The sequence below is a fragment of the Chitinophaga chungangae genome, assembly GCF_017742215.1.
In the GTDB taxonomy this organism is placed as follows: domain Bacteria; phylum Bacteroidota; class Bacteroidia; order Chitinophagales; family Chitinophagaceae; genus Chitinophaga; species Chitinophaga chungangae.
The window spans coordinates 1,213,637-1,238,924 of the sequence record NZ_JAGHKP010000002.1 but is presented as its reverse complement, the minus strand read 5'-3'; the positions used below and the strand labels follow the sequence as shown (position 1 = coordinate 1,238,924).

23 protein-coding genes are annotated in these 25,288 nt (G+C 53.0%); 9 read left to right on the top strand and 14 right to left on the bottom strand.

The window, feature by feature from the left end; translation table 11 throughout:
• The first annotated feature begins 54 nt into the window (after positions 1-54).
• Both J7I43_RS13335 and J7I43_RS13330 read left to right on the top strand, forming a co-directional pair.
• Entirely contained in the window at positions 55-1,821 is a 1,767-nt protein-coding gene (locus J7I43_RS13335; protein WP_209146176.1) for an N-acetylmuramoyl-L-alanine amidase, read from the top strand.
• 508 nt (positions 1,822-2,329) lie between these two features.
• Positions 2,330-3,367 carry a 2-oxoacid:ferredoxin oxidoreductase subunit beta gene (locus J7I43_RS13330; protein WP_209146175.1) on the top strand — a complete coding sequence of 346 codons (1,038 nt, stop codon included), beginning with the start codon at positions 2,330-2,332 and terminating at the stop codon, positions 3,365-3,367.
• Between the two features lie 120 nt (positions 3,368-3,487).
• Here the strand turns inward: J7I43_RS13330 and J7I43_RS13325 are convergent, their stop codons facing one another.
• Positions 3,488-4,126 carry a LysE family translocator gene (locus J7I43_RS13325; protein ID WP_209146174.1) on the bottom strand — a complete coding sequence of 213 codons (639 nt, stop codon included), beginning with the start codon at positions 4,124-4,126 and terminating at the stop codon, positions 3,488-3,490.
• A gap of 15 nt (positions 4,127-4,141) precedes the next feature.
• Positions 4,142-5,683 carry a GH3 family domain-containing protein gene (locus tag J7I43_RS13320; RefSeq protein WP_209146173.1) on the bottom strand — a complete coding sequence of 514 codons (1,542 nt, stop codon included), beginning with the start codon at positions 5,681-5,683 and terminating at the stop codon, positions 4,142-4,144.
• A gap of 86 nt (positions 5,684-5,769) precedes the next feature.
• Here J7I43_RS13320 and J7I43_RS13315 point away from each other — a divergent pair, with 86 nt between their 5' ends.
• Together J7I43_RS13315 and thiL are read left to right on the top strand one after the other, a co-directional pair.
• Complete coding sequence (locus J7I43_RS13315; protein ID WP_209146172.1) at positions 5,770-6,540, top strand: inositol monophosphatase family protein; 771 nt, start codon at positions 5,770-5,772, stop codon at positions 6,538-6,540.
• Between the two features lie 6 nt (positions 6,541-6,546).
• Positions 6,547-7,575 (top strand): thiamine-phosphate kinase, encoded by a 1,029-nt coding sequence (thiL, locus tag J7I43_RS13310; protein WP_209146171.1) that lies wholly within the window; start codon positions 6,547-6,549, stop codon positions 7,573-7,575.
• A 69-nt stretch (positions 7,576-7,644) separates the two neighbouring features.
• Here the strand turns inward: thiL and J7I43_RS13305 are convergent, their stop codons facing one another.
• The 11 genes from J7I43_RS13305 to J7I43_RS13255 all read right to left on the bottom strand — a co-directional run bounded on the left by J7I43_RS13305 (position 7,645) and on the right by J7I43_RS13255 (position 20,796).
• Entirely contained in the window at positions 7,645-9,333 is a 1,689-nt protein-coding gene (locus J7I43_RS13305) for an ArnT family glycosyltransferase (RefSeq protein ID WP_209146170.1), read from the bottom strand.
• A gap of 32 nt (positions 9,334-9,365) precedes the next feature.
• Positions 9,366-10,157 carry an amidohydrolase gene (locus J7I43_RS13300; protein WP_209146169.1) on the bottom strand — a complete coding sequence of 264 codons (792 nt, stop codon included), beginning with the start codon at positions 10,155-10,157 and terminating at the stop codon, positions 9,366-9,368.
• 74 nt (positions 10,158-10,231) lie between these two features.
• Positions 10,232-10,693: a regulatory protein RecX gene (locus J7I43_RS13295; protein WP_209146168.1), complete on the bottom strand. Its 462-nt coding sequence runs from the start codon at positions 10,691-10,693 to the stop codon at positions 10,232-10,234.
• Between the two features lie 62 nt (positions 10,694-10,755).
• On the bottom strand, positions 10,756-13,080 hold the full coding sequence (locus tag J7I43_RS13290; RefSeq protein ID WP_209146167.1) for an ATP-dependent helicase: 2,325 nt from the start codon (positions 13,078-13,080) through the stop codon (positions 10,756-10,758).
• A 125-nt stretch (positions 13,081-13,205) separates the two neighbouring features.
• Positions 13,206-14,762, bottom strand: coding sequence for a M28 family peptidase (locus J7I43_RS13285; protein ID WP_209146166.1), 1,557 nt, complete (start codon positions 14,760-14,762; stop codon positions 13,206-13,208).
• A 133-nt stretch (positions 14,763-14,895) separates the two neighbouring features.
• Positions 14,896-15,354, bottom strand: coding sequence for a ribose 5-phosphate isomerase B (gene rpiB / locus J7I43_RS13280; RefSeq protein ID WP_209146165.1), 459 nt, complete (start codon positions 15,352-15,354; stop codon positions 14,896-14,898).
• A 37-nt stretch (positions 15,355-15,391) separates the two neighbouring features.
• Positions 15,392-16,237: a twin-arginine translocase subunit TatC gene (gene tatC, locus J7I43_RS13275; protein ID WP_209146164.1), complete on the bottom strand. Its 846-nt coding sequence runs from the start codon at positions 16,235-16,237 to the stop codon at positions 15,392-15,394.
• 635 nt (positions 16,238-16,872) lie between these two features.
• Positions 16,873-18,141: a hemolysin family protein gene (locus J7I43_RS13270; protein WP_209146163.1), complete on the bottom strand. Its 1,269-nt coding sequence runs from the start codon at positions 18,139-18,141 to the stop codon at positions 16,873-16,875.
• A gap of 50 nt (positions 18,142-18,191) precedes the next feature.
• Positions 18,192-18,767 (bottom strand): guanylate kinase, encoded by a 576-nt coding sequence (gmk, locus tag J7I43_RS13265; protein WP_209146162.1) that lies wholly within the window; start codon positions 18,765-18,767, stop codon positions 18,192-18,194.
• Between the two features lie 8 nt (positions 18,768-18,775).
• Positions 18,776-20,086 (bottom strand): UDP-N-acetylglucosamine 1-carboxyvinyltransferase, encoded by a 1,311-nt coding sequence (murA, locus tag J7I43_RS13260; RefSeq protein WP_209146161.1) that lies wholly within the window; start codon positions 20,084-20,086, stop codon positions 18,776-18,778.
• Positions 20,083-20,796, bottom strand: coding sequence for a DUF4290 domain-containing protein (locus J7I43_RS13255; protein ID WP_209146160.1), 714 nt, complete (start codon positions 20,794-20,796; stop codon positions 20,083-20,085). The genes murA and J7I43_RS13255 overlap by 4 nt, the downstream gene beginning before the upstream one ends.
• A gap of 176 nt (positions 20,797-20,972) precedes the next feature.
• On the opposite strand from J7I43_RS13255, the gene J7I43_RS13250 reads away from it, so the two are divergent.
• Together J7I43_RS13250 and J7I43_RS13245 are read left to right on the top strand one after the other, a co-directional pair.
• A complete protein-coding gene (locus tag J7I43_RS13250) occupies positions 20,973-21,758 on the top strand; it encodes an SDR family oxidoreductase (protein WP_209146159.1) in 786 nt (261 codons plus the stop codon).
• A 124-nt stretch (positions 21,759-21,882) separates the two neighbouring features.
• The gene (locus J7I43_RS13245; protein ID WP_209146158.1) at positions 21,883-22,932 is read left to right on the top strand and encodes a tryptophan 2,3-dioxygenase family protein; all 1,050 of its coding nucleotides are present in this window, start codon (positions 21,883-21,885) and stop codon (positions 22,930-22,932) included.
• A gap of 92 nt (positions 22,933-23,024) precedes the next feature.
• Here J7I43_RS13245 and J7I43_RS13240 read toward each other — a convergent pair whose 3' ends face one another.
• On the bottom strand, positions 23,025-23,492 hold the full coding sequence (locus J7I43_RS13240) for an Lrp/AsnC ligand binding domain-containing protein (protein ID WP_109695159.1): 468 nt from the start codon (positions 23,490-23,492) through the stop codon (positions 23,025-23,027).
• A gap of 569 nt (positions 23,493-24,061) precedes the next feature.
• Here J7I43_RS13240 and trmB point away from each other — a divergent pair.
• Genes trmB through J7I43_RS13225 form a run of 3 tightly spaced genes read left to right on the top strand, consistent with a single transcriptional unit; the run spans position 24,062 to position 25,263 of the window.
• Positions 24,062-24,769 carry a tRNA (guanosine(46)-N7)-methyltransferase TrmB gene (trmB, locus tag J7I43_RS13235; protein WP_209146157.1) on the top strand — a complete coding sequence of 236 codons (708 nt, stop codon included), beginning with the start codon at positions 24,062-24,064 and terminating at the stop codon, positions 24,767-24,769.
• Positions 24,741-24,938, top strand: coding sequence for a DUF5522 domain-containing protein (locus J7I43_RS13230; protein ID WP_209146156.1), 198 nt, complete (start codon positions 24,741-24,743; stop codon positions 24,936-24,938). Before trmB ends, J7I43_RS13230 begins: the two co-directional genes overlap by 29 nt.
• Positions 24,871-25,263: an MGMT family protein gene (locus J7I43_RS13225; RefSeq protein ID WP_209146155.1), complete on the top strand. Its 393-nt coding sequence runs from the start codon at positions 24,871-24,873 to the stop codon at positions 25,261-25,263. Before J7I43_RS13230 ends, J7I43_RS13225 begins: the two co-directional genes overlap by 68 nt.
• The last annotated feature ends 25 nt before the right edge of the window (positions 25,264-25,288 follow it).

The window sequence follows — 25,288 nt, the reverse complement described above, 5'->3', positions numbered from 1 at the left end:
TGCGGGGAACAAGGCACAATCCTTGTTCCCTTTGTTTTATAAATACCGAGAGTCATGAAAAAAAGGTTAGGAGGAAGCCTGCTGCTCGCAGCATTGTTTGTATTACAGTCTCACGCTCAGGAAAAAAATTTTCTGCGGCTCACGCAACCGGGCCGGCAGCAAAATTCAGTTACTACCGCCCGGCAGTTTCTCGTAGGCAGCACCTGCAAATCGTGCCAGGTATTCGTAAACGACGAACCGCAGAAAGTTTATCCCACCGGCGCTTTCGCCATCGAACTGGCGCTGGAGGAAGGCGCCAACGAGTTCGTCGTCAAATCGCTCGGCCCCGACGGCGATTCCGCCCAACGCACCGTATACTTTACTTTCAACGAACCGCAGGAGCCCGTGCCCGTTAGCTCCGTGAATATCGCATACGTTCAAACCTTTCCAGAAGGTAATTTGCTGCTGGCGCCCGGCGATCTTATCCGTTTCCGCGTAAAAGCCATCCCCGGCGGCACCGTTACCGTGGGCGGGCAATTCAAACTGATGGAACTGCCGGTAAGCGGCGCTCAAACGATGCCGGGCATTTACCAGGGCACTTACACCGTGCAATGCGACGACCCGATGATCACCGGCCGCAGCCTTCCCGTAACGCTCGAGGCGGAAGGCACGGAAGTGCGCCGCAACACCGCCTATACCTTTATGCTCCGCGATCCCCAGGTGCAGCCGATGGTCGGTAAAACCACCGGAGACAATCCTTTTCTTAAATACGGTCTCGGCGAAGACCGCCTTGGCGGCGCGCGCGTAGGTTCACTCGACACGGGCGTCTATCTCAACATCAACGGCAAAGTAGGATCAGACTACCGCGTAAAACTCTCAAAAAACTTCACCGCCTACATCCCGCAGGAACAAGTGGTGATGCAGGCTCCCGGCACTTTCCCGCCCTCGTCGCTCAGCAACAGCTGGCGCGTTTGGGGAGACGAGCAGTTCGATTACGTGACCGTTGCGCTCACCCAAAAACTGCCCTATCGCACCACGCAGCAAACCGATCCTTCCCGCATCGTGCTCGACATTTACGGCGCCACCGCCAATACCAACTGGATCACGCAGCTGGAAAACACGCAGGAGATCAAAAACGCTTATTACGAACAGGTGGAAGACGACATCCTGCGGGTGATCGTGGAGCTGAAACACAAGCAGCACTGGGGCCACCAGGTTTATTACAATAACAATACGCTTACCCTCAAAGTAAAACGGCCGCCTTCGCAGCCCGGGCTCGGCAACCTGACCATCGCGGTAGATGCGGGGCATGGCGGCCGCAACCTCGGCGCGCAAGGACCTACCGGCGTGTATGAAAAAGAAATGGCGCTGGCGGTGGCCGTCGCCCTTCAGCGCGCATTGCAGGCCGAAGGCGCAAGGGTGCTGATGACGCGCGTGAACGATTCGTATGTGGACAACAACTACCGCGTAGTGTCTTACCGCGACAAAGACCCCGATCTGCTCGTAAGCATCCACCTCAATTCTTCCTCCGACCCCGTTCGCATCCAGGGCACGAGCACCTATTACAAACACATCGGTTTCAGGCCGCTGAGCCAGTACATTTACAAACACATGCTGGAGCTGGGCCTGAAAGAGTTCGGTAACGTGGGCAGTTTCAATTTTGCGCTGAACAGTCCTACCGAATACCCCAACGTGCTGGTGGAAACGCTGTTCCTGAGCAATCCTGAAGACGAAATGAAAGTGCTGGACGCGGATTTCCGGCAGCAGATGGCGGGGAAGATCGTGCTGGGCATTAAAGATTTCGTGGCGGCGGGGTATGCGGGCGCGGAAGAACAGCAATAAAAAGAAATGGCTCCCGCAGAGGGAGCCATGTGAAGACCGCGATCTAATATTGTTCACGGTATTTCCATATCCAGAACGAAACTTTATGGAATGGAAAACCAGCTTTTTGTCTCGATAAAAGGGTTCGCCCAATCCCAAATCAGGTATGCATCTTTTAATTTTCCGGCCGCTCCGGCGCAGGAATTATACGGTATGCTTGTATTTTTTCTCTTGTCTAATGTCGCGACCGGGGGTGGATAACCTGGGTTAGCGAACATATCACAAAAATGGAACATCCGGCGCAGCCCTGCAATACTTAGAACTGGGTATTTTTTCCCTGCGGATTATCCTACCATCTTAGTAGATTAATGACTATCTTTGCTTCCGCTGTAACACGGGTATATTTTGTATCTTTAGCGTTACACATTCAGGAACAAGTGATTATGAGCCAGTTGTTGTGAAAGGATATCACGGGTACCGGCCGTAGCTTGTTAATTCGTAACTTTACACCAAACCGATATATACAAAAATGTCAACTACCATTATCCCTCCGCAGCCCTTAACGGCCAAGGACTTTGCAACGGACCAGGAAGTACGCTGGTGCCCGGGTTGCGGGGATTATTCCATATTAAAACAGGTTCAGACCATCATGCCGGGACTGGGTATCCCGCGCGAAAATATAGTGATCGTTTCCGGTATCGGCTGTTCGTCACGTTTCCCATATTACATGAACACTTACGGCATGCACTCGATCCACGGGCGCGCCACGGCCATCGCTTCCGGCCTGAAGGCCACCCGGCCCGAGCTGAGCGTCTGGATCGTGACCGGCGACGGGGACGGGCTGTCTATCGGCGGTAACCACACCATTCACCTGCTGCGCCGTAATTTCGATGTGAACGTAATGCTGTTCAACAACCAGATCTATGGTCTTACCAAAGGCCAATACTCCCCGACCTCCGAGCAGAACAAGGTTACGAAGAGCACGCCTTTCGGCAGCATCGACCACCCGTTCAATCCCATGGCGCTGGCCCTGGGCGCGGATGCTACGTTCATCGCCCGTTCGATGGACCGCGATCCCAAACATTTGCAGGAAATGCTGAAACGCAGCCATGCGCACAAAGGCGCGTCTTTCCTGGAGATCTACCAGAACTGCAACATCTTCAACGACGGCGCTTTTGAAGTGTTCACCGAAAAATCCAGCAAGGCAGACGAAACGATCTTCGTTGAGCAGGGCCAGCCGCTGGTGTTTGGCGCGCAGAAAAACAAAGGCATCCGCCTTGACGGGCTGAAACCCGTTGCAGTAGACCTTACCACCGGCGAATACAGCGCTTCGGACCTTTGGGTGCACGACGAACAGGATTTCGGGAAAGCCCAGCTGCTCACCCGCATGTTCGACGATGCGCGCATCGAAGGCCACCTTCCCAGGCCCTTCGGCGTGTTTTACCAGATCTTCCGTCCTACTTACGACGACATTATGGCGGCACAGCTCCAGGAAGCCACCGCAAAACGCGGCCCCGGCAATCTGGACAAACTGCTCGCCGGCAACGAAACCTGGACGATCCGTTAAGTCCTCCGGGCATACATTATACATTCAAAGGCCGTTCCTCCCGGGGCGGCCTTTTCTTAAAAAGAGAAGACCTGCTGCCTTCTCTTTCCTGCAATTCAATATATGGTCCTGGTTAATAGACTAATGTGAAAATTCCCCGCCGCCGAACCAGACCTGGTACAGCAATGCGAGGCCGAAAACGATCATGCATACGCCGGCGATGCGGTTCAGCCAGATCACGTTGGTGAGGGTGAGCTTGTGGCGGATCTTGTCTGAAACGAACACCTTCAGAATGTCCGCAGACAGTACGAATACCAGGCAGATGCTGTACATGATCACGCGGTGGGACACGGAAGTGGGCGCGTTGGCCACACAAACGCCCAGCCAGAAAACGATCACGCCGGGGTTGAGGGTGTTCATCAGAAAACCGCCCAGCCAGATCTTGGCGTAATCGCGGGTGCTGAACATTTCCGGGCGCTCGTCTCCCGTTACGATCTTCACCTGTTTGAACAGCAGCCCGTACACGCCCATCACGATCAGCAATATGCCGCCCACGATACCGATAATATGGGTATGCGCGCTGAGGTTGCTGATGAAGGAAGTAGCGAGGTTGCCCAGCAGCACGAACATGATATCGCTGGCGGATACGCCCATGGCAAAACTGATACCCGCCCTGAAACCGTTGCTGATGCTATATTTGATAATAGCAAAGATCACCGGCCCGACGGATACAGACAAGAACATTCCCAGCAATAATCCCGCGATAACAGCTGCAGTCATGTATTCAATTCGTGGTTAGGCTTTCACGCCTGCTTTGGTGGTAAGAAATTGCTCCCAGTCTTTCAGCTTCTCGCCTTTCAGCACACGGGGGAACTTATTCATGGCTCCTTCTTTGCCTTTGCAACGCAGGTAATCGAGGAAAACCTGGTTAGGCAGTATTTCTACAAATATTTCTTTCAAAGCGGAGGTGCGTTCAACGGCATAGTCGTCGTTCACATCGCTGAGGGTCTGGTCGATGATCTCGCGGACCCTTGCCGCGTCTACGTTCGGCGCGTCCGTACCGATATACCAGCGGTGGGCGAACAGGTTTTCGTACCCAAAGCCCGCCACGGTGAACTCGCGGATGGTAATGCCCAGTTTTTTCTGCACATTGTCTATCGCCTTGTTCATGTTATCGATGCTCATGTGCTCGCCCGCCAGGCTGAGGAACTGCTTGGTGCGGCCCACGATGGTGATCTCATGTTCTTTCACGGAGGTGAATTTCACCACGTCGCCGATCAGGTAGCGCCATGCGCCGGCGCAGGTGCTCAGCATTACGGCGTATTCCTGGTCTTCCACCACTTCGTGGATCATGTACGATTTCGGATTGGGCTTCACTTCGCCGTCCGCATCGAAATTTTCCTCGTTGAAGGGGATGAACTCGTAGAAGATGCCCGCGTTCAGCACCAGCTTGATGCCTTTTACGCCCGGCCTCGCCTGGAACCCGAAAGAGCCTTCGGAAGCCATATAGGTTTCGATAAAGGTGATGGGTTTGCCCAGCAGCTTCTGGAAACTACCGCGGTAAGGCTCGAAACTTACGCCGCCATGAATATAAATGGCCAGGTTGGGCCATATTTCATGGATATTTTTAACGTTGTGGTATTTGATGATCTCTTCCAGCACGATCTGCACCCAGGCGGGCACGCCGCAAACGGTGCCTACGTCCCACTGCGGGGCTTTGCGAACGATCAGTTTGATGCGCTGCTCCCAATTGGGCTTTCTGGAAATGTTGCCGCCTGGCTTGTAAAAACGGCGGAACCATTTAGGAATGTTTTTGGCCTGGATGCCGCTCATGTCCCCCTCGTAATAATCGCCTTTTTCGAAAAGCGAGGTGGTACCGCCGAGCATCAGGATGCCTTTGGTGAAGGATTTGGGCGGAACGTTGAAGTTCGCCATGGAATATAGCTGTTTCACCCCGACCTTTTTCACATTCCTGAGCATGTCCCTCGTTACGGGGATGTGTTTGCTCGCGGATTCCGAGGTACCGGAACTGAGGGCGAAATATTTGATCTTTTCAGGCCAGCTCACGTTGGGGATGCCTTCCAGGCATTTGTGCCACCACTCTTTGTGCATTTTGTTGTAGTTATGCACAGGTACTTTCTGCCGGAACTGGGAAACCCAGTTGGGGGAGTTCAGGATCTGCTCATACCCGTAATGCTCGCCAAACTGCGTGTGCTTGGCTTTTTCCATCAGCCTGCGCAGCACCTGTAACTGGTACTGGCGGGGCGTTCCCAGCTTGAACGTGAACTGTTTCCGAATGCGAAGTGATCTGGATATCAGATTACCTATAATGGCCATTAATTGCGATTCTAGTTATAAAAAGCAAAAATACTTAATTCGTGCGTAAATCAGGGGAAGTTGCGCACACTTCGTACCTTTGCGCCATGTTAAAATCAACGTTACTCAAAGCTACGCAAGCCGGTGCAAAAGTTTTACAGGAATATTTTAACGGTACTTTCACAATTTCCCATAAAAGTACGGTGAACGACCTGGTGACGGAAGCGGATAAAAAAGCGGAAGCCGCTATTATTCAAGCCATTCAGGCCGATTACCCGGACCACCAGATCCTCAGCGAGGAGATCGGCTCCATTTCCACCGGTTCTTCCGTGAAATGGATCATCGACCCTATCGACGGTACGGTGAATTTCGCCCACGGCATCCCCATCTGCTGCGTGAGCATTGGGGTGGAGCAGGACGGTGAAATGATCCTCGGGGCCGTGTACAACCCGCTGATGAACGAACTGTTCTTTGCCCAGAAAGGCTTTGGCGCAACGTTGAACGACCAGCGGATCAGCGTTTCCTCCAAAACCAGCTTTGCAAACGCCTGCCTGGTAACGGGTTTTGCCTACCAGTACGAACAATCGGCCATGAAACCGCTGGCCGTGCTGGAAAGGTTTATTTTACAGGGCCTGCCGGTACGCCGCCTCGGCTCCGCCGCCCTCGACCTTTGCTGGGTGGCGGCCGGCCGTTTCGACGGGTTCTGGGAAGGGCACCTCAACGCCTGGGATTCCGCCGCCGGTTACCTCATCGTACAGGAAGCAGGCGGAAAAGTGACGGATTTTTCCGGCAAAGCCTATTCCCCTTACCAGAAACAGATCGTAGCCACCAACGGCTTTATCCATAACGACCTGCTGAAAGAGATCAACAGTATTTAATCATACATGGAAGAGAGAACAGAAATAGAAAACCTCGGTGAATTCGGCCTGATCGACTATCTCACCCGCAATATAGAGATCCGCAACGCCGGCACCATTCTCGGCGTGGGCGACGATGCCGCCGTGATCGACCAGTTCGGCAAACAGGGCGTAATCACGACAGACATGCTCGTGGAAGGCATTCACTTCGACCTGATGTATACCCCGCTCAAACATCTCGGGTACAAATCGGTGGTCGTGAACCTGTCCGACATCTACGCCATGAACGCCGTGCCTACGCATATCACCATCAGCATCGCGTTTTCCAACCGTTTTTCGCTCGAAGCGCTCAACGAATTTTACGAAGGCGTGTATGCGGCCTGCGAACGGTATAACGTAGACCTCATCGGGGGAGACACTTCCTCCAGCAAAAAAGGTTTCGTGATCAGCGTAACCGCCATCGGCGAAATAACGCCCGACCAGTTCGTAAAACGTTCCGGCGCCCAAAAAGGCGACCTGCTCTGCGTTTCCGGCGACCTCGGCGCGGCTTACCTCGGCCTCACCCTGCTGGAAAGGGAAAAACAGATCTTCCTTGAAAACCCGCAGGTACAGCCCGATCTCGAAAATCAGACCTACATCATCGGCCGCCAGCTGAAACCGGAAGCCCGGCAGGACATCATCGCATTCCTCGCCGAAAAAGAGATCCGCCCTACATCCATGATGGACGTGAGCGACGGCCTCAGCTCCGAGATCCTGCACATCTGCAAACAAAGCAACGTAGGCTGCGTGCTCTACGAAGAAAAAATTCCCATCCACGACCAGAGCCGCAGCATGGCCATGCAATTCGGCCTCGACCCTACCGCCTGCGCGTTAAGCGGCGGGGAAGATTACGAACTGCTGTTCACCATGAAACAGGAAGATTACGACAAGATCACGCTGAACGAAGAGATCGCCGTGATCGGCTACATCACCGAGCCGGAACTGGGCGCCCACATCATCACCAAAGGCGGTAACAAACACCAGATCACCGCGCAAGGGTGGAATGCGTTCAAATAAAAATCTTCAACATAAAAAAAGAGGATGCATTACGATAATGCATCCTCTTTTTATTTAGCGCTTCATTGCTCACATTTTAATATCCAGTTTCATCACCGGGCTGTTGTGCGTCATCAAAGCCGATGGATAAGGAGGAGCGGTAATACCGGCCTTCACCTTAAACTCGCCCCAGGTGGCGCCGGGCGAATAGATCACAATGTCTACGCTATCCTGCGTTAATACTTCGCTAAGGCTTTGCTGGTACTTTTCTTCTTTCAGATCATCCTTATTCCAGATAGTATATCCGATTTCAGGAGATTTTGATGACGGGAATTTCACCGGCACATTGTACCCGTTCTTCACCGCAAATCGCACCGTAATGGATTTATCGTTATTGATGGTGAAAGATTTTCCGGCAGGCACGAACTGGATGAGCGAATAGGAATAATATTCCTTTTCAACACGATTAAAAAATCTCCCCTGCGAAGTGTTCAAACTGTCCACGCCTTCGTACGGCCCGAAATAATATTTGTCAGGCGCGCTGATAAGCACTTCTTTCCCCCATAAGTCTTCTTCCGTATGCCAGAAATTGTACTGACTGCGGCGCGAGGGGATCGTATTGAGGCTGTACGCTTCATTCCCCGTATAAAACATGTATTTGGAAGGGCGCTGGTAACTGTTCATGAACACCACCGGCCTGCCGCCCGCCTTTTCAGCGATCGCGGCCGTCCATTCCCGGTTGTGATGGATCTCGGGGCGGATGCGCACACCGGGCAGGAAGTCCCACACCATGTACACGCGTGTAATACAAACGATCAGAATGGAGAGCCACCAGGTATATTGAAATATTTTCGCGGAATAACCATGCCTTACAATGCCCTGGTGCGCCAGTATCATCATCGGCGTAAAGATCATCACGGTCCAGTTGGCTTCCACGCGGCCTTTAAAGGTGCTGAACAGGAAAAACACCAGCACGCCCACCAGGCTGAACTTCAGCGCGCGCTCGAAAGTACCGGCAATGGGCGTACGAAATGCGTAGTACAGGATCAGCCAGCCCACCAGCGGGCCGAACAGCAGCACCTGCCCGAGGATGTAATCGAGGGTATGACTGTAATGATAACGGTTGGAATTGCGCTCAACGAGATGGTATTGCAGGGAAGGGAAGTCGTGGCTGTATTGCCAGTACAGGTGCGGGAAAAACAGCGCCGTGGTAATGAATACCGCTATCCAGAAGCGGTAGAGCCTGAGCAGTGAAAGATTGCTGAGCACGGTAAAGAACACCAGCAATACGCCGTGGTATTTGCTGTAAAACATCAGCGCCATGCTAAGCCCCAGCAGCAAAGTGTTCTTCCAGCTCTGCGATTCCAGGAACCCGCGGTAGATGTAAAAATACAGGGTGGCGAAAAAGATCAGCGGCAGATCGGGCACGGCCAGCATGCCGCCCAGCTGCATAACGCCCATACCGGCAAGCAAGAGGTAAAACACCCGGTTGTCTTTCTGCGGGATAAGTTTGTCCGTCAGCACCAGCGTGCCCAGGTTGAGCGCCACCATTCCGAGCCTTACGCCCAGCTCGTTGTGAAACAGCGCGTACCCGGCCTTGATCAGCAGCGCGATCATGGGCGGATGGTCGAAATAACCCCAGTCGAGATGGCGGGAGTATACCCAATAGTACGCTTCATCGTCCATCAGCTGGGTGAACCCGGCCTGGAACAACGCCAGCAGGACCCACACGGCCCATACCAGGTTCTTGTATTGATCTTTGGTAAAAAAACGGATCATAGTCCGCGAAGTTAGGCAAGTTCCCCCGCAAATTACAGGATCATGAACTTGTCCGCATCCTTCATAAAGGGGAAGCGCGCACGAAGCTCGGACAAATGCTGGCGGGAAAGAGTGTAGGTGAACACGTCTTCGTCGTGCTCCTTGCGGTAAATGATCTCGCCCACGGGGTCTATCAGGCTGCTGTCGCCGCTGTGATAGATGTCGTTGCCGTCGTTGCCCACGCGGTTCACGCCGATCATGTAACATTGGTTTTCGATCGCCCGGGCCTGCAGCAATGCTTTCCAGGGCGTGCTGCGGCGCTCGGGCCAGTTGGCCACGTTGATGAGCACGTCGTAGGCCGGCTCGCCGTTTTCCTGTATGGTATTGCGGTTCCACACGGGGAAACGCAGGTCGTAGCAGATGGAGAGGTTTATTTTCCAGCCTTTCACCTGGGCGATGAGGCGTTTGTCCCCGGCGGAATAATGATCCTCTTCGCCGGCAAACCCGAAACGGTGGCGTTTGTCGTAGATGCCAAACTGCCCGTTGGGAAGCATCCAGAGGAGGCGGTTGAAATACTGCCCGTTCTCTTCGATAATGAGGCTGCCGGTGATGATGACGTTCTTTTCGCGGGATTTTGTTTTCATCCACTGCACGGCGGAGCCGTCCATGGTTTCGGCGAGGCGCTCGCTTTGCATGCTGAAGCCAGTGCTGAACATCTCAGGCAAAATGATCACTTCCGTTCTTTCCTTGATGGAATCGATCTTTTGATCGAACATGGCCAGGTTGGCCGCTTTATCTTCCCAATGCAAATTCGCCTGTATGAGCGAAACCGTTAAATCAGACATAAAAATTCGGATTACTGCAAAACGACCTCAAATTTACGGCGCGCGGGCTTAGAAAGTTTTAAATTATTCCCCCGTTAATCCTCTTTTTTTGCGATTTGTTCAATCGCCTCCCGTACAAGCTCCTGTTCGAAGCCTTTTTGCAGCAGGTATTGCAGGGTTTTGTACTGGCGTTTGAGGTATTGTTCGCCGCGCAGGGATTGGTATTTCCGTTCGGCCAGGCTCAGCAGCGCCTGTTCGTACGCGGCAGGGTCTATCTCCGCCAGCCCTTTGCGGATGCAGTAATCGGAGATCTGTTTTTGTTTCAGCGCCTGCCGGATCTTTTTCCGGCCCCATTGCTGCATCCTGAACTTGCCGCCCGCAAAGGCTTTGGCATACCGTTCCTCGTTCAGGAAACCCTCGGTCACGAGATGCGCGATGGCCTCTTCCGCTTCTTCGCCATAAAGTTTCAGCTCCCGGCACTTTTCCCGCACTTCCATATGGCACCGCTCCTGGTAGGCGCAGTAGTGGCGGAGTTTCAATATATCGCTGCTGCTCATGGCCTCAAAATAAGAGGGGCTGGCCAAATGTTACTTCGGTCAGCCCCCGTAAAATGTTATGGTTATTGCTGCCGTACGATCATCAGTTTGGCGTAGTTCAGCATGATCTTCTTTTCTCCGCCGCCTTTCGGGAACATCACCGTGGCAATGCGGTTGTTGGGCGCGCCTTCCATGCTCAGGATCTTGCCGAAGCCGAATTTCTGGTGCTCCACGTCCATGCCCGGCTCCATTTCGTGGGGATTGTCCGCCGCGAAATTGGGTGAAGGCGTATGGTTGCTCACCGCGGAAGACGTTGGCCTGGGCGCGGTTCTCGCGGGCTGCGGGCCTTGCGGCGGCGCGGCCGTTTTCCGTTTGTCGAACATATTGCCCCAAGAAGCGCCGCCGCCCAAACTGCCGCTGTTGCGCAATCCGCCGCCCGCATAGCTGCGGTCGAGGAACTGTTCGGGCACTTCTTCCAGGAAACGGCTCGGCTCGTTCTGCTGCAGCTGCCCGAAACGGTAGCGGCTGTTGGCGTAAGTGAGGAACAGGCGCGATTTGGCGCGGGTAACGGCTACGTAGAACAAACGTCTTTCTTCTTCCAGTTCCTCGCGCGAGTTGATGGACATGCCGCTCGGGAAAAGACTTTCTTCCATGCCTACGGTGAACACCACCGGGAACTCGAGGCCTTTCGCCGCGTGAATGGTCATCAGTTTCACCACGTCGCTGTTCTCGTCGTTGGTATTGTCCGCATCGGTGAGCAGGGTGATCTGCTGGAGATAGATGCCGAGGGATTTGTTGTCTTCCAGCTCGCCGTCTTCGTTCGGCGTTTCGGTAAACTCCTTGATGGAGTTCAGCAACTCCTGGATGTTCTCGTAACGCGCCAGCCCTTCCGTGGTCTTATCGTTAAAAAGCTCCTTTACGATATTGGTGCTTTTGCCTACCTGCAGGGCTATTTCGTACGCGTTGTGTTTGTCGAGCATGATGCGGAAGCTCTTGATCATGGTCACAAAACCGTCGAGCGCGTCGAGCGTGCCGGCTTTGAAACCAAATTCCTTCGCACGTTCCAGCACTTCCCAGAATGTGATGTTCTGATCGTTGGCATAGATGGAAACCTTTTCTATCGTGGTTTTCCCGATGCCGCGCACGGGATAGTTGATGATGCGTTTGATGGCTTCCTCGTCGCGGGAGTTCATGATCACGCGCAGGTAAGCGATGAAGTCTTTGATCTCTTTTCGCTGATAGAACGAAAGGCCGCCGAAGATCCTGTACGGAATGGCCAGCCTGCGCAGGCTTTCCTCGAAAGCGCGGCTCTGCGCGTTGGTACGGTAAAGAATGCAGAAGTCGCGGTTGGCGTAGTGATTGCGCAGCTTTTGTTCCGCGATGGTGTCCGCCACCGTTTTGCCTTCCTCGTTGTCGGTATTGGTGCGGATCAGTTTGATCTTTTCGCCTTCGGCATTGTCTGTCCAAAGGTTCTTTTCGATCTGCCCTTTGTTTTTCGCGATCACTTCGTTGGCCACGTTCAGGATGCTTTTGGTGGAGCGGTAGTTTTGCTCCAGCTTCACCACTTTCACGTCGTCGTAATCCTTTTCGAATTGCAGGATGTTCTGAATGGTGGCGCCGCGGAAGGAATAGATGCTCTGCGCATCGTCGCCGACCACGCAAATGTTCTCATGCACCGCGCCCAGCAGCTTCACGATCTCGTACTGCGCCGGGTTGGTATCCTGGTACTCGTCGATCATGATGTATTTGAACTTGTGCTGGTATTTGGCGAGCACGTCCGGGAAACTTTTCAGCAGCACGTACATTTTGTACAGCAGGTCGTCGAAATCCATGGCGCCGTTCTTGAAACAGCGTTTGGCGTACATGTCGTAGATCTTGCCGGTAAGCGGGCGGCTGGCGCGCTGGTCTTCCTGCTGGATGTAATAATCCTGCTGGTATGCTTCCGGGCTCATCAGGCTGTTTTTCGCGGCGGAAATACGGTTGTATACCAGGTTGGGCTTGTAATGTTTGTCGTCCAGGTTCAACTCGTTCACGATGGTTTTTACCACGCTTTTCGCATCGTCGGAATCGTAGATCGTGAAATCGCTGGGATAACCCAGCTTGGGCGCATCACTGCGCAGCAGGCGGGCAAATACGGAGTGGAAAGTGCCGATGTATAGATTGCGGGCTTCATGGCCGCCGAGTATCTTTTCCACCCTCTCTTTCATTTCCTTCGCCGCTTTATTGGTAAAGGTGAGTGCCAATATGTTAAAAGCGTCCACCCCGTTACGCATGAGATGGGCGATCCTGGTCGTCAGTACCTTGGTTTTACCCGAACCAGCGCCCGCAATGATCATCAATGGTCCTTGCAGGGTGATGACAGCTTCCCGCTGCCGCTCGTTCAGATCGTCTAAATAGTTTGCCTTCATCAATGGATTTTTTGCAGGCTGTAAAAGTACGATTTGAGCGGCGGACTGCGAAATCCGGTGGATAACTCCTTTTCCGTCAACGGCCATAAAAAAAGGGAGACGATCGTCTCCCTTTTCCAAAGATCTTATTTTTCGTTCCGGTCCACCTTTGGGCGGTCGTCGCGGTTGGCGATGCTCCATGCGGTGTGAAACACCAGCCGGGCGCGTTTCGCCAGCAGGCCGTAACTGATCTTGTGCGGCTCGTCGCCTTCGCCGTGATAATCCGGGTGCACGCCGTTGAAGTAGAAGATGATGGGAATCTTATGCTGCGCGAACATGTAATGGTCCGAGCGGTAATAAAAACGGTTCGGATCGTTCGGGTCGTTGTAGCGGTAATCCAGCTTCAGGCGGGTTTGTTCGTTGGCCTTTTCGCTGATGGGCCGCATGTCCGAGCTGAGCTTGTCGTCGCCGATAATGTACACGTAGTTGCTGTCTTTCTGGTGATCGGCGTCGATGCGGCCGATCATATCGATGTTGAGGTCGGCTACGGTTTCGCTGAGCGGGTAGATGGGATTGTCTGTATAATAACGCGAGCCGAGCAGGCCTTTTTCCTCGCCCGCAACGGTCATGAACACGATGCTGCGGCGCGGGCCTTTGCCGGCTTTTTTGGCTTTCATGAAGGCTTCCGCCATGGCGATCACGGATACGGTGCCTGAACCGTCGTCGTCCGCGCCGTTATGCACTTTGCCGTTGATCACGCCGATGTGGTCGTAGTGCGCGGTGATGAAAAGGTATTCGTCTTTTTTGTCCGTTCCGGGAAGAATGCCCAGTACGTTGCTGGATTTGATCTCGTTTTTCCCTTTTTCAAACACCAGCGACGCCACCTGGCCCGTAACAGTGTCCTGCTTGCCGCCTTTAAGATGGGCGACAACTTCTTCCCAGGGCTTGCCCAGCACGGCAGAAGCGAGCTCGGGGGAAATGAAATATGCGTTGGGAATAAATTCCATGGTGGTCATGGCCGGGAAATACAGCCCGGTGCGGCGCAGCCTGTCGCCCGCGCGGCCCATGGCGGGCACCCGGTCGGATACGAGGAACACGGCCCTTGCGCCCTTGTTCGCAGCTGCGCGCAGCTTGTCTTTCAGCTGTGCGGCCTGAGGCGCGTTCGCCTCGCGCGTAATCAGCGGTTTGCCATCTGCGTTCAAGGGCTCGCCGTCTGCCACAACAACGATCTTATCGTTCAGGTCAAGGTCTTTATAGCTGTCGTACTGCTCATGCGTAATGCCATAGCCGGCGAATACCACGGGCGTTTGCCCCAGCTCCTGGTTCACGGTTTCGCGGAGGGCGGAATAAAAGCCGTTGCCGAACTCGTAGGTTTTGCCGTTGGCGGTAATGGTGCTGCGGGTAAGCGTGTCCTGGTAAAGACTGAAAGGCTGTTCCCATTGCCCGTTGGCGCCGGGCTGCAGGCCCACGCGTTTAAACTGGTCGGCGATATATTTCGCGGCTTTATATTGGCCGGGCGTGCCGGTTTCACGGCCTTCCATGTCGTCGCTGGCGATAATGTAAAGATGTTTTTTGAGGTCGGCCGCGGTGATGCCGTTCGCATATGGGCTGGAAGCCACGGGTTTGGCGGGCTTCTTCGGCGCCTGTGCGCAGGCTACGGTTCCGACGGCCAGCATTGAAGCCAGTAGCGGGAGCTTTCTCATTGGGTTCAGTTTGTTCTCTAAGTTAAGGTTTACGGTTGTTGTACGCGCTACCACTCATCAAAAGCGGCGGGTATCAAAAAAGGCTGTCCCGGCGTTCTGTTCCGGGCAGCCTTTCCAGCAAAAATATTTTCGTTTATGCGCAGGCGATCTTTTTCACCCTGTTTTCGTGGCGGCCGCCTTCGAAGGGAGTTTCCACGAAAATGTCCACCATTTCCTTCGCCGTGGCATGGTCTACGAACCTTGCGGGAATGCAGAGCACGTTGGCATTGTTATGGCTGCGGGCCAGGCGGGCCAGCTCGTCGCCCCAGCAGATGGCGGCGCGGATGCCCTGGTGTTTGTTGGCGGTGATGGCTACGCCGTTGGCGCTGCCGCAGATAAGGATGCCGAAAGCATGAGAACCTGCTTCCACCGCACTGGCTACCGGGTGCGCAAAATCGGGGTAATCCACGGAATCGAGCGAATGAGTGCCGAAATCCTTTACCTGTACGCCTTTTCCTTCGAGGTAAGAAATCACTTCCTCCTTATATTCAAACCCCGCGTGGTCTGAACCGATCGCAACGGGCAATTCGAGATTAAATATCAGTTGTTCCATAAAGCTGCTTTTTTTTCCGGGTTTATGTTTGCTGTTATCAGCTCCATTCTTCCGCTTCGGCTTTCTCCATTTTCTTGTACGTTCTGGCGGAAATGGCGATGCTCACTTCATACAGCAGGTATAAAGGTACGAAAACCAGCAATTGGTCTAATACGTCGGGCGGGGTGATCACCGCCGCGAGGATCAGTATCACCACCACGGCGTGACGGCGGTAGGTGCGCATGAAGTCGGGCGTCAGCAGGCCGAGCTTGGTCAGGAAATACACGAGAATGGGCATTTCGAACAACGCGCCCATCCCGAGAATGATCTGCGTCATCAGCGCGAAATAATCGTCGATGAAGAAGTCGTTCTTGATCACGTCTGATACGGTATAGCTGGCGAGGAAGTTGATCATAAAAGGCGCGATCAGGAAATAGCTGAAAGCCACGCCCATCAGGAACTGCAGGCTTACCCAAAAGATCACGCCCTTGGAGCCTTGGGCTTCGTTCTCTTTCAGCGCGGGTTTCACGAAACGCCAGAATTCCCAGCAAATGTAAGGGAACGCGCAAATAATGCCGAGAATGAACGCGAGTTTGAATTGCAGCGTGATCTGCCCGGCCAGCTTGGTGTTCTGGAATTTTATCTCCGGCGGCACGATACACATTTTGTCTCCCAGCCCCAGGGCATGACTGGCGGAGCACAGCCATTGATAAGTCGGGAAGGAAGGCTGCGTAGGGCCGAAAATCACGTTGGTGAGAATCCAGTCTGTAAATACGAAACCGAAAATACTCAATATCACAATGGCCGCGGCAGAGCGCACCAGGTGCCACCGGAGCTCTTCCAGGTGGTCAAAAAACGACATCTCTGCCTTGTCCTCATTATTCGAAAATAACTTCTTTAACATGTGCGCTTTGGATCAGGAGCACAAATATAACGTGTGCCCGGTGAATAGTCTAGTCTAAAAAACGGGACAAGTTAAGAATAAAAACAAAGGGAAAAGAAAGAAGAAGGGATCGGGGCGCTTAATTTATGCTTAAAAAAAGAGCCAGCCCGAGAAGAATCAAGAGCCGGCCTTTCATCCATTGTTTGTTAACCCCAAAAAAGTTGAATTCGAGAATGTCTTTATTCGCTTCTGCTGTGTCAATAACTTATTCCTTTATGGCAAGCTATCAGATATAAGTCACAACCCTTGCAAGAGCTTTTTAAATTTCTAAAACAAAAATAGAAAGAAATATCGTATTATCAATGTTGCAACAAAGTTTTTTACAACCTTTTAACAAAAATCAAATTATTGTGTTACTTATCAGCACCTATGTTAATTCAATTCGTGTTAATTTACTACTACTCCCTTCAAAAACGATTTAGCACCGATAATATTACACAAAAAAATAATTCTTAAATAGCTATTTCCTTAAAATGCTGTTTACCAGGCTGTAAACGCGGTAATCCATTTTTTATTGTCACTGTTCCATTCCTGCCGGGGTCTTGCTGTTATTTGTCGCTGTTAGTATATGTAACAATTTTCGCGCCGGATTCCTCTTAGTTCAGGATCTTCATTTTCACCATCTCGATCCGCGTATCCGTCACATTGAGAATGTCGAACTCATAATCATCGATGATGATGCGTTCTTTCAGCCTTGGGATCGTTTCGTAATGGGAAATGATGTAACCGGATAAAGTTTCGCTTTCGTCTTCCGGGAAATCGAAACCATATCTTTCATTGAGGTAATCCAACTCCAGCCTGCCCGAAAAAATGTACTCTTTTTCCGCAATCTGTTTCTCCACAAATTCCTCCACATCGTGCTCGTCTTTGATATCCCCGAAAATTTCCTCGAGCACGTCCTCGATCGTCACAATGCCCGCCGTGCCGCCAAACTCGTCCACCACCCAGGCAATGCTTCTGCGCTCTTTGTTGAACTTGCTGAGCAGGTCTATCGCGCTCATCGTTTCAGGCACCGCCAGGATGGGGTGGATCACCGAACGGATATCGTCCGGGTTCTTGAACATGTCCAGCTGGTGCACATATCCGAGAATATTGTCAATATTATTTTCGTAGATGATAACCTTGGACAATTTGGTATCGATGAATTTTTTCCGGGCTTCGGCAATGCCGCTGTTGATGTCCAGCGCTTCGATCTCCTTCCGGGGAATGAGGCAGCCCCTGATCTTTACATGTACGAGGCTGAGCGCGTTCTCGAACAGCTCGGTGTTCAGCTCCTGGCCTTCGCCCATGTGCTGCTGGCTTTGGCGGGTGAAATATTCTACGTCTACCCGTGCGAAGGAACTTTTATTCTCCACGATGCGCACGTTAAAAAGATATTTGAGTATCCATTCGGAAACGGATTCCAGCAGGTTGCCCAGGATGTACAGCGGCTTGGAAAGCACTGAGATCGGCAATGCGAAGAAACCCAGCAGGGCTTCGGGGCGGGAGCGGAAAATGCTGCGGGGGATGAAAAAACCGAAGAACAGGATCAGCAGCGTGGCTACCAGTATTTCCACCAGCAGCGTTACCACCACGATCTCCGGCAATTTGTTCTGCGGGATGATCATGGCCCAGAGCGAATCGATCCAGCCTGCTACCAGCATGCTGTAGATCACGATGCTGATGGTGAGGCCGATGAGGCTGGTGGCCAGGAAACGCGCGGGGTGCTCGTTAAAGCCGGACAGGATCTTGCCGGTGGCGCGGCCCTGTTTTTTCTTCAGTTCGATACTCAGCCGGTTCACATTGGCAAAAGCGGTTTCCATACCGGCAAAGAAGCCGGCTACGAGGATCACTATGACCAGTAAAACAATCGTATAAATATCCATCCAAACGAAGATATGAAATTAACTGAAAGTGCGGGCGGCCAACCGTTCAATTAAACGCGTCGTGCCAGAAAGTTGTCCACAATGGCTTTTACTTCCCCGTAAGCTCTCTCCAGCTCGTCGTTTACGACGATATGGTCGAATTCCCGGGCAAAAGACAGCTCGTACCGCGCTTTGCCCAACCTTTCGTCCAGCGAGGCCTGGGTTTCAGTACCGCGCTCGCTCAGGCGCACCCGCAGCGCGTCCAGCGAAGGGGGCTGAATAAAGATGGTGAGCGCCGCGCCGTGGTACTTTTCCTTGATGCTGAGAGCCCCTTTCACGTCGATGTCTACCATCGGGTATTGCCCTTTTTCCCAGATACGCTCCAGTTCGCTTTTCAGCGTGCCGTAATATTTGCCGGCGTATACCATTTCGTATTCCGCAAAATCGTTATTGTCGATATGCTGCTGGAATTCGTCCGCGCTGAGGAAATAATAGTCACGCCCGTGCACTTCCGTTTCGCGCGGGGTGCGGGTGGCGGCGGAAATAGAAAAGGCCAGCTCGGGCATTTCGCGCAGCAGCCTTTTTACAATGGTGGTTTTACCTGCCCCTGAAGGCGCGGTAATGATAATTATTTTGTGTGATGACATGTTATGATTTACACGCGCTTGATGTCTGCTCCCAGGTTCCGCAGGCGTTCGTCGATGTACTGGTAGCCGCGGTCTATCTGGTCGATGTTGTGGATCGTGCTTTTGCCTTCCGCGCTGAGTGCGGCGATCAGCAATGCAACGCCTGCCCTGATATCGGGACTGCTCATGGTGATGCCCCTCAGCTTGTGCTGCCTGCCGAGGCCGATAACGGCCGCGCGGTGCGGGTCGCAAAGGATGATTTGGGCGCCCATGTCGATGAGCTTGTCCACGAAAAAGAGCCTGCTTTCGAACATTTTCTGGTGGATGAGCACGCTGCCTTTGGCCTGTGTGGCCACCACCAGCACGATGCTCAGCAGGTCGGGCGTGAAGCCCGGCCATGGGTTATCGTATATGGTAAGGATAGAACCGTCGATAAAGGTTTGGATTTCGTAGCTGTCCTGCGCGGGAATGTAAATGTCATCTCCTTTGATCTCCATTTGTATGCCCAGCTGGCGGAACTTTTCGGGGATCACGCCCAGGTGTTGGATGCCGGCGTTTTTGATGGTGATCTCGCTTTGCGTCATGGCGGCGAGGCCGATGAAGGAGCCGATCTCGATCATATCGGGCAGCATGGCGTGGCTGCAGCCTTTGAGGCCGCTTACGCCTTCGATGCTGAGCATGTTGGAGCCCACGCCGGAGATCTTCGCGCCCATGCTGTTCAGCATTTTGCAAAGCTGCTGCAGGTAAGGCTCGCAGGCGGCGTTGTAAATAGTGGTAGTGCCCTGTGCCAGTACGGCGGCCATCACGATGTTGGCGGTGCCGGTCACGGAAGGCTCGTCCAGCAGCATATACGTGCCTTTCAGGCCGGTTTTGGCCTCGAGGCGGAAGTAATTGTCGTCGTTGTCGTACACAAAAGCGGCGCCCAGTTTTTCGAAGCCGATCACGTGTGTGTCCAGCCTGCGCCGGCCGATCTTGTCGCCGCCGGGTTTGGGGATGTAGGCTTTGCCGAACCTGGCCAGCAGGGGGCCGGCCATCATCACGGAGCCGCGCAGGCGGCCCGATTTCTTTTTAAATTCCGGGCTTTCGAGGTAAACGAAATCGATATCGTCTGCCTGGAACTCGCAGGTGGCGCGGTTTATACGGTTCAGTTTCACGCCGATATCGCCCAACAATTCGATCAGCAGGTTTACGTCCAGGATGTCCGGAATGTTGCTGATCGTGACTTTTTCAGGTGTTAAAAGTACCGCGCTGATGATCTGTAATGCTTCGTTCTTTGCTCCCTGCGGTATAATTTCTCCTTTCAGACGGTTGCCGCCTCTGACTTCGAAAGCGCTGCTCACTTGTTCCTGTTTTTGTTGTGTTTGTTGTGTTTATTGCTTTTGCCGGAATTTTGCTTGAATTTGTTCTGCTGGTAGGCTTTGCGTTTCTGGTTGCCGCCGCCCTGGCTGCCGCCGGCCCTGAACTGCTGATCGCCAGCAAAGTTGTTGAACGAGGGGGCATTGGTAACGGGAGCGGAAGGGCCGCTGCTTACGCCGGGCTGGTAATGCAGTTTTCCGCCGGTAATGGCGGCCAGTTCGCCTTTGATCGCGTCGTCGTGCACGCTCTCTTTATGCCAGTTGCTGTAAGCCAGTTTCATGTAGTTGCCGATCACCTGCGTAAAACCTTCCTTCATTTCGGGGTTTTCCTCCTTCACCGCTTTGTCGATCACCATTTCCAGGTTCTTGCCGAAGTGGCGGTTGCGGGGGTATTTTTTCGGGTAAGGCAGCCTGTCCGGCTTTGCACGCAGTGTTTCGCGGGTGGGGATGGGGTACGGCGAATCCACGTCCAGTTTGAAGTCAGACACGAGGAACAGGTGGTCCCACAGTTTATGCCTGAAATCTTCCACGTTGCGCAGATGCGGCTGAAGGGTGCCCATCAGCTCGATCACGGCCATCACCTGCTGCTGGCGGTGCTGGCGGTCCTTAATGGTAAGGATGTATTCGATCATCCGCTGTACATTCCGGCCATACTCGCGCATGATCAGGTGATTGCGGGCGGTATTATATTCCATTGCTGTAATTTAAAAAGATCCGTAAAAAAAGTGATTGATTACCAGCCTTTCATCCGCGAAGTAACAAAAAATATACCCGGGTGCGGAGCGGCTGTAAGTGCAGTCAAGCTCATGCAATATTAGTGAAAAATATTTATGCCGCATCCTGACAGCGCGCGATTCCTTACTTTTACGCCATGAATCTTTCGCTGACAGGTAAAACCGCCGTGGTATGCGGGGCTTCCCAGGGCCTGGGACTGGCTTCCGCCAAAGAACTCGCCCTGCTGGGCGCTTCCTGCATCCTGCTCGCCCGCAACGAACAAAGCCTCGCCGCGGCCGTGGCCTCGCTCGACGTTTCCCAGGGCCAGCGCCACAATTACTTCGTCACCGATTTCAACCAGCCGGAAAAAGTAAAAGCCACCATCGGCGCCATCGCCAACGAACAGATCGTGCACATCCTCGTGAACAATACAGGCGGCCCTTCCGGTGGCCCCATTCTCGCGGCCGAAGGCCCCGCCTTCCTCAAAGCTTTCGAAATGCATGTAGTATGCAACCAGGTGCTCGCGCAGGCCGTGGTGCCCGGCATGAAAGCCAATGGTTACGGCAGGATCATCCAGGTGATCTCCACTTCCGTTAAAACGCCGCTCCGCAACCTCGGCGTGTCCAACACCATCCGCGCCGCGGTGGCCAACTGGGCCAAAACGCTGGCCAACGAGCTGGCGCCTTTCGGCATCACCGTCAACAATGTATTGCCCGGCTCCATGACCACCGACCGCCTGCGCAGCATTTTTAAGACGAACGCTGAGATGCGCGGCATTCCCGTCGAAAATGTGGCGGAAGAATGGCGGCTGGAAATACCCATGCAGCGGTTTGGCGAACCGGCGGAATTCGGCGCGGCCGTGGCCTTCCTGGCCTCTCCCGCCGCATCGTACATCACCGGCGTGAACCTGCCGGTAGACGGCGGCAAAACCCCTTCCCTCTAAATTTCACCCCCCACATGAATATCTGGAAGAATATCATCAAAAGCCCAACCTGAGCGCATTCCCGTCCGTTATTATTTTCTGAACGGCCCAAAGGGCCTATTGTATCACTTTACCCATAACTCACATGACGACGAATACGAATGTGCAATACGGCGAGTACCTGCAACTCGACGCCATACTCAACGCCCAGTTCCCGGAAAGCGACAAACACCAGCTGCCCGCGCACGACGAAATGCTTTTTATCATCATCCACCAGGCTTACGAGCTTTGGTTCAAACAACTGCTGTACGAAGTGGATTCGGTGGCCGGCATTATGAACCAGCCCGCGGTGAACGACAATTCGCCGGAACTGCAAACCGTCGTGCACCGGCTTTCCCGCATGGTCACGATCCTCAAGCTGCTGGTGCACCAGATCGACGTAATGGAAACGATGACGCCCATGGACTTCCTCGATTTCCGCGATATGCTGCGCCCCGCGTCCGGATTCCAGAGCTGGCAGTTCAAAGCGCTGGAAGCCAGGCTGGGACTGCAATACCAGCACCGTTTCGGGCAGGAGTATTACATTTCGCAGCTCAAACAGGACAAAATCGACATCATCCGCAAAGCGGAAAACGAAAAAAGCATTCTCACCCTGCTGAACGAATGGCTGGAAAGAATGCCTTTCTTCGACGAGCCCGGCAACTGGACGAAATATCAGCCCGTTACCGAAGTAACGCCCGGCGCGGAGCATATTTTCTGGCAGGATTACCGCCAGCTATACAGCGGCGGCCTTGCGGAAGCGGAAAAAAACAACCGGGAATATTTCAACACCGTGTTCTCCGACGAAAACGCCGGCGGCGAAAGGCATCTTTCACCCAAAGCCAGCCGCGCAGCGCTGTTCATCATGCTCTATCGCGGCTATCCCTTGCTGCAGCTGCCTTTCCAGGTACTGAACAGTTTGCTGGAAATAGACGAACAGATGAGCACCTGGCGTTACCGGCACATGAGCATGGTGCACAGGATGATCGGCACCCGCATCGGAACGGGGGGAAGCACGGGGAAAGATTACCTGAAAGGCGCGCTGGACAAACATTTCATATTTGCAGACATCGCAAAGCTGACCAGCTTCCTGATCGAACGGAGAAAACTGCCGGCGCTCAGTCATGAGATGAGCCGGCGGCTGGGATTTAAATAAAATGCCTATAGCCAGGTCTAAAAACAACAAAAAGGGTGGCGGTACTGCCGCCATCCTTTTTGCCCTGCTCATAACTGTGGAAACCGTACCTGTTACTCAACTACGTTGATGGTACGCGTAAAACTTTCTTCAAGCGAGATGAATGTTTCGGTGCGTTCGATGCCTTTGATCTTCTGCAATTCGTCGTGCAGCACACGGCGAAGGGAGGTAATGTCTTTACAGATGATCTCCGCGAACATGCTGTAGCTGCCGGTAGTATAGTTGAGCCTTACGATCTCGGGCATTTTACGCAGTTCCTTGGCTACGGAATCGTATAAGGAGCTTTTTTCGAGGAAAATACCGATAAAGGCGATCACATCGTAGCCGATCATTTTTAAATCTACATGTAATCTCGTACCTTTAACTATACCCAGCTCCTGCAGTTTTTTCATTCGAACGTGGATGGTACCGCCGGAAACGAAGAGTTTCTTCCCCAGGTCTGCATAGGAGATTTCAGCGTTAGACATCATCTCGCTGATGATCTGTAGGTCCAGTTTGTCAATATTCAAATTGTGGCTCATTTTGACAAATTGTTTTTGATTGTTTTAAACTTACATGCAAATATTTAAAAAATATCGAAATTTCCAAAATTTCTATTAAAATATTTGCAAAAAATACCCCCTCTCTTTAGATTTGCATCATAATCGTTGAAAACAACCATTCCATTCAGGGGTTGAAAATAGCTGGAAAGCAGCTTGTTCGCCCAAAGGAATTCCAACTTTGTGGGGTGATGGAATTGGCAGACATGCCCTCTCGTCTCGGGGGTGAGGATCACGGGATAAACGTAGCGTAATGGGTTGACCACTAATCTTATTTGTGCTATGGCTAACTGCCTCGTGTAGGTTCGAATCCTACTCCTACAGCAAAAGAAGCGTATAAGTTTGATACTTGTACGCTTTTTTTTTGCCCGGTACTATTTTATCCCCCCTCCGGTCATATCATTTTGCCTTTTGCTCTCCTTCTTCTCTCTACCTTCACTCGTATATCGATCCTATAAGGATCGTTGTACCCCGCATACCAGATAATATACCATTACTTTCCCTGCGCCCGCACACATCATGCCCCTCATTTTCATTACTTTTGCCCCCTCATGGGACATAAAAAACTTATACGGTTCGCCGAGATCGAGACATTCCCCAACGTGCTGATCTACCCGAAAGACATGCAGGGCGCCTGGGCGGGGCATTTCGGCAATACAAACCCGCTTACCCTGGAGCTGGCCTGCGGCAAGGGCGATTATACCCTTGGCCTGGCAAGGCTGTTCCCGGAAAGGAACTTTATGGGGGTAGACCTCAAAGGCAACCGCATCTGGAAAGGCGCCAAAACCGCCCTGGATGAAAAACTCGCCAACGTGGCCTTTCTCCGTACCCAGATCGAGGCGCTCACCGATTATTTCGCCCCGGGCGAGATAAAAGACATCTGGATCACCTTCCCCGACCCGTTCCTGCGACAGTCCAAGGCCAAAAAACGCCTCACGCACCCGCGTTTTCTCGCCATGTACCAGCAATTGCTGGCCCCGGGTGGCACCATCAACCTGAAAACCGATTCGAAGGAACTGTACGATTTCACCCGCATGGTGATCGCCAAAACCGGCTCCGAAAAACTGACCGATATACCGGACGTGTACGCACAGGCTGAAATTTCGCCGCTGCTGCGCATACAGACCTATTACGAAGGCATGCACCTGGCCGATGGCAGAACCATCCGGTTCCTTAAATTTGTATTGCCCGCACAGCCGATCGATTGGAAAGCGGTAAACCTGGACACGGATGAAGAAGCCGCTGGTAGAGCTTATTGATTTTTATTACAACGAGCAGGGATATGTAGTGCTCACGGAGAAATACCATCGTGAGCGGGGGTATTGTTGCGGAAATGGATGCCTGCATTGTCCTTTTGATTATGAAAACGTCCCCGAAGATAAAAAAAGCCGCCTCCTCGAAGCCCGCAAAGCCCAAAAAGGAGCCTAATTTCCTGGACACGGTGTACGCCATCGTGCGGCGCATCCCGAAAGGGCGCGTGACCAGTTACGGCGCCATCGCCGAAAGAGCCGGCATCCGGCTGTCTGCCCGGATGGTAGGCTGGGCCATGAACGCCGCCGGCTCGGCGCCCAAACCCGTGCCGGCCCACCGCGTGGTGAACAGCAAAGGGCTGCTTACCGGCAAACATCATTTTCCCACCCCCACCCTCATGCAGGAGCTGCTGGAAGCCGAGGGCATCGAAGTGAAAAACGACCAGGTACAGCATTTCGACAAGGTTTTCTGGAACCCGCCACTTCCGAAAAAGAAAGCATAGCGCTTTATTTACTTTCAATACCTTT

Bases quoted from the DNA above. Each gene is read 5' to 3' on its own strand.
- J7I43_RS13290 (WP_209146167.1), bottom strand. From the start codon at position 13,080: ATGAAGGCAAACTATTTAGACGATCTGAACGAGCGGCAGCGGGAAGCT.
- J7I43_RS13240 (WP_109695159.1), bottom strand. From the start codon at position 23,492: ATGAGCCACAATTTGAATATTGACAAACTGGACCTACAGATCATCAGC.
- J7I43_RS13250 (WP_209146159.1), top strand. From the start codon at position 20,973: ATGAATCTTTCGCTGACAGGTAAAACCGCCGTGGTATGCGGGGCTTCC.
- J7I43_RS13285 (WP_209146166.1), bottom strand. From the start codon at position 14,762: ATGAGAAAGCTCCCGCTACTGGCTTCAATGCTGGCCGTCGGAACCGTA.
- thiL (WP_209146171.1), top strand. From the start codon at position 6,547: ATGGAAGAGAGAACAGAAATAGAAAACCTCGGTGAATTCGGCCTGATC.
- J7I43_RS13245 (WP_209146158.1), top strand. From the start codon at position 21,883: ATGACGACGAATACGAATGTGCAATACGGCGAGTACCTGCAACTCGAC.
- J7I43_RS13335 (WP_209146176.1), top strand. From the start codon at position 55: ATGAAAAAAAGGTTAGGAGGAAGCCTGCTGCTCGCAGCATTGTTTGTA.
- rpiB (WP_209146165.1), bottom strand. From the start codon at position 15,354: ATGGAACAACTGATATTTAATCTCGAATTGCCCGTTGCGATCGGTTCA.
- J7I43_RS13300 (WP_209146169.1), bottom strand. From the start codon at position 10,157: ATGTCTGATTTAACGGTTTCGCTCATACAGGCGAATTTGCATTGGGAA.
- J7I43_RS13315 (WP_209146172.1), top strand. From the start codon at position 5,770: ATGTTAAAATCAACGTTACTCAAAGCTACGCAAGCCGGTGCAAAAGTT.
- trmB (WP_209146157.1), top strand. From the start codon at position 24,062: ATGGGACATAAAAAACTTATACGGTTCGCCGAGATCGAGACATTCCCC.
- J7I43_RS13255 (WP_209146160.1), bottom strand. From the start codon at position 20,796: ATGGAATATAATACCGCCCGCAATCACCTGATCATGCGCGAGTATGGC.
- J7I43_RS13320 (WP_209146173.1), bottom strand. From the start codon at position 5,683: ATGGCCATTATAGGTAATCTGATATCCAGATCACTTCGCATTCGGAAA.
- J7I43_RS13230 (WP_209146156.1), top strand. From the start codon at position 24,741: ATGAAGAAGCCGCTGGTAGAGCTTATTGATTTTTATTACAACGAGCAG.
- J7I43_RS13325 (WP_209146174.1), bottom strand. From the start codon at position 4,126: ATGACTGCAGCTGTTATCGCGGGATTATTGCTGGGAATGTTCTTGTCT.
- J7I43_RS13305 (WP_209146170.1), bottom strand. From the start codon at position 9,333: ATGATCCGTTTTTTTACCAAAGATCAATACAAGAACCTGGTATGGGCC.
- J7I43_RS13330 (WP_209146175.1), top strand. From the start codon at position 2,330: ATGTCAACTACCATTATCCCTCCGCAGCCCTTAACGGCCAAGGACTTT.
- J7I43_RS13295 (WP_209146168.1), bottom strand. From the start codon at position 10,693: ATGAGCAGCAGCGATATATTGAAACTCCGCCACTACTGCGCCTACCAG.
- tatC (WP_209146164.1), bottom strand. From the start codon at position 16,237: ATGTTAAAGAAGTTATTTTCGAATAATGAGGACAAGGCAGAGATGTCG.
- gmk (WP_209146162.1), bottom strand. From the start codon at position 18,767: ATGTCATCACACAAAATAATTATCATTACCGCGCCTTCAGGGGCAGGT.
- J7I43_RS13225 (WP_209146155.1), top strand. From the start codon at position 24,871: ATGAAAACGTCCCCGAAGATAAAAAAAGCCGCCTCCTCGAAGCCCGCA.
- J7I43_RS13270 (WP_209146163.1), bottom strand. From the start codon at position 18,141: ATGGATATTTATACGATTGTTTTACTGGTCATAGTGATCCTCGTAGCC.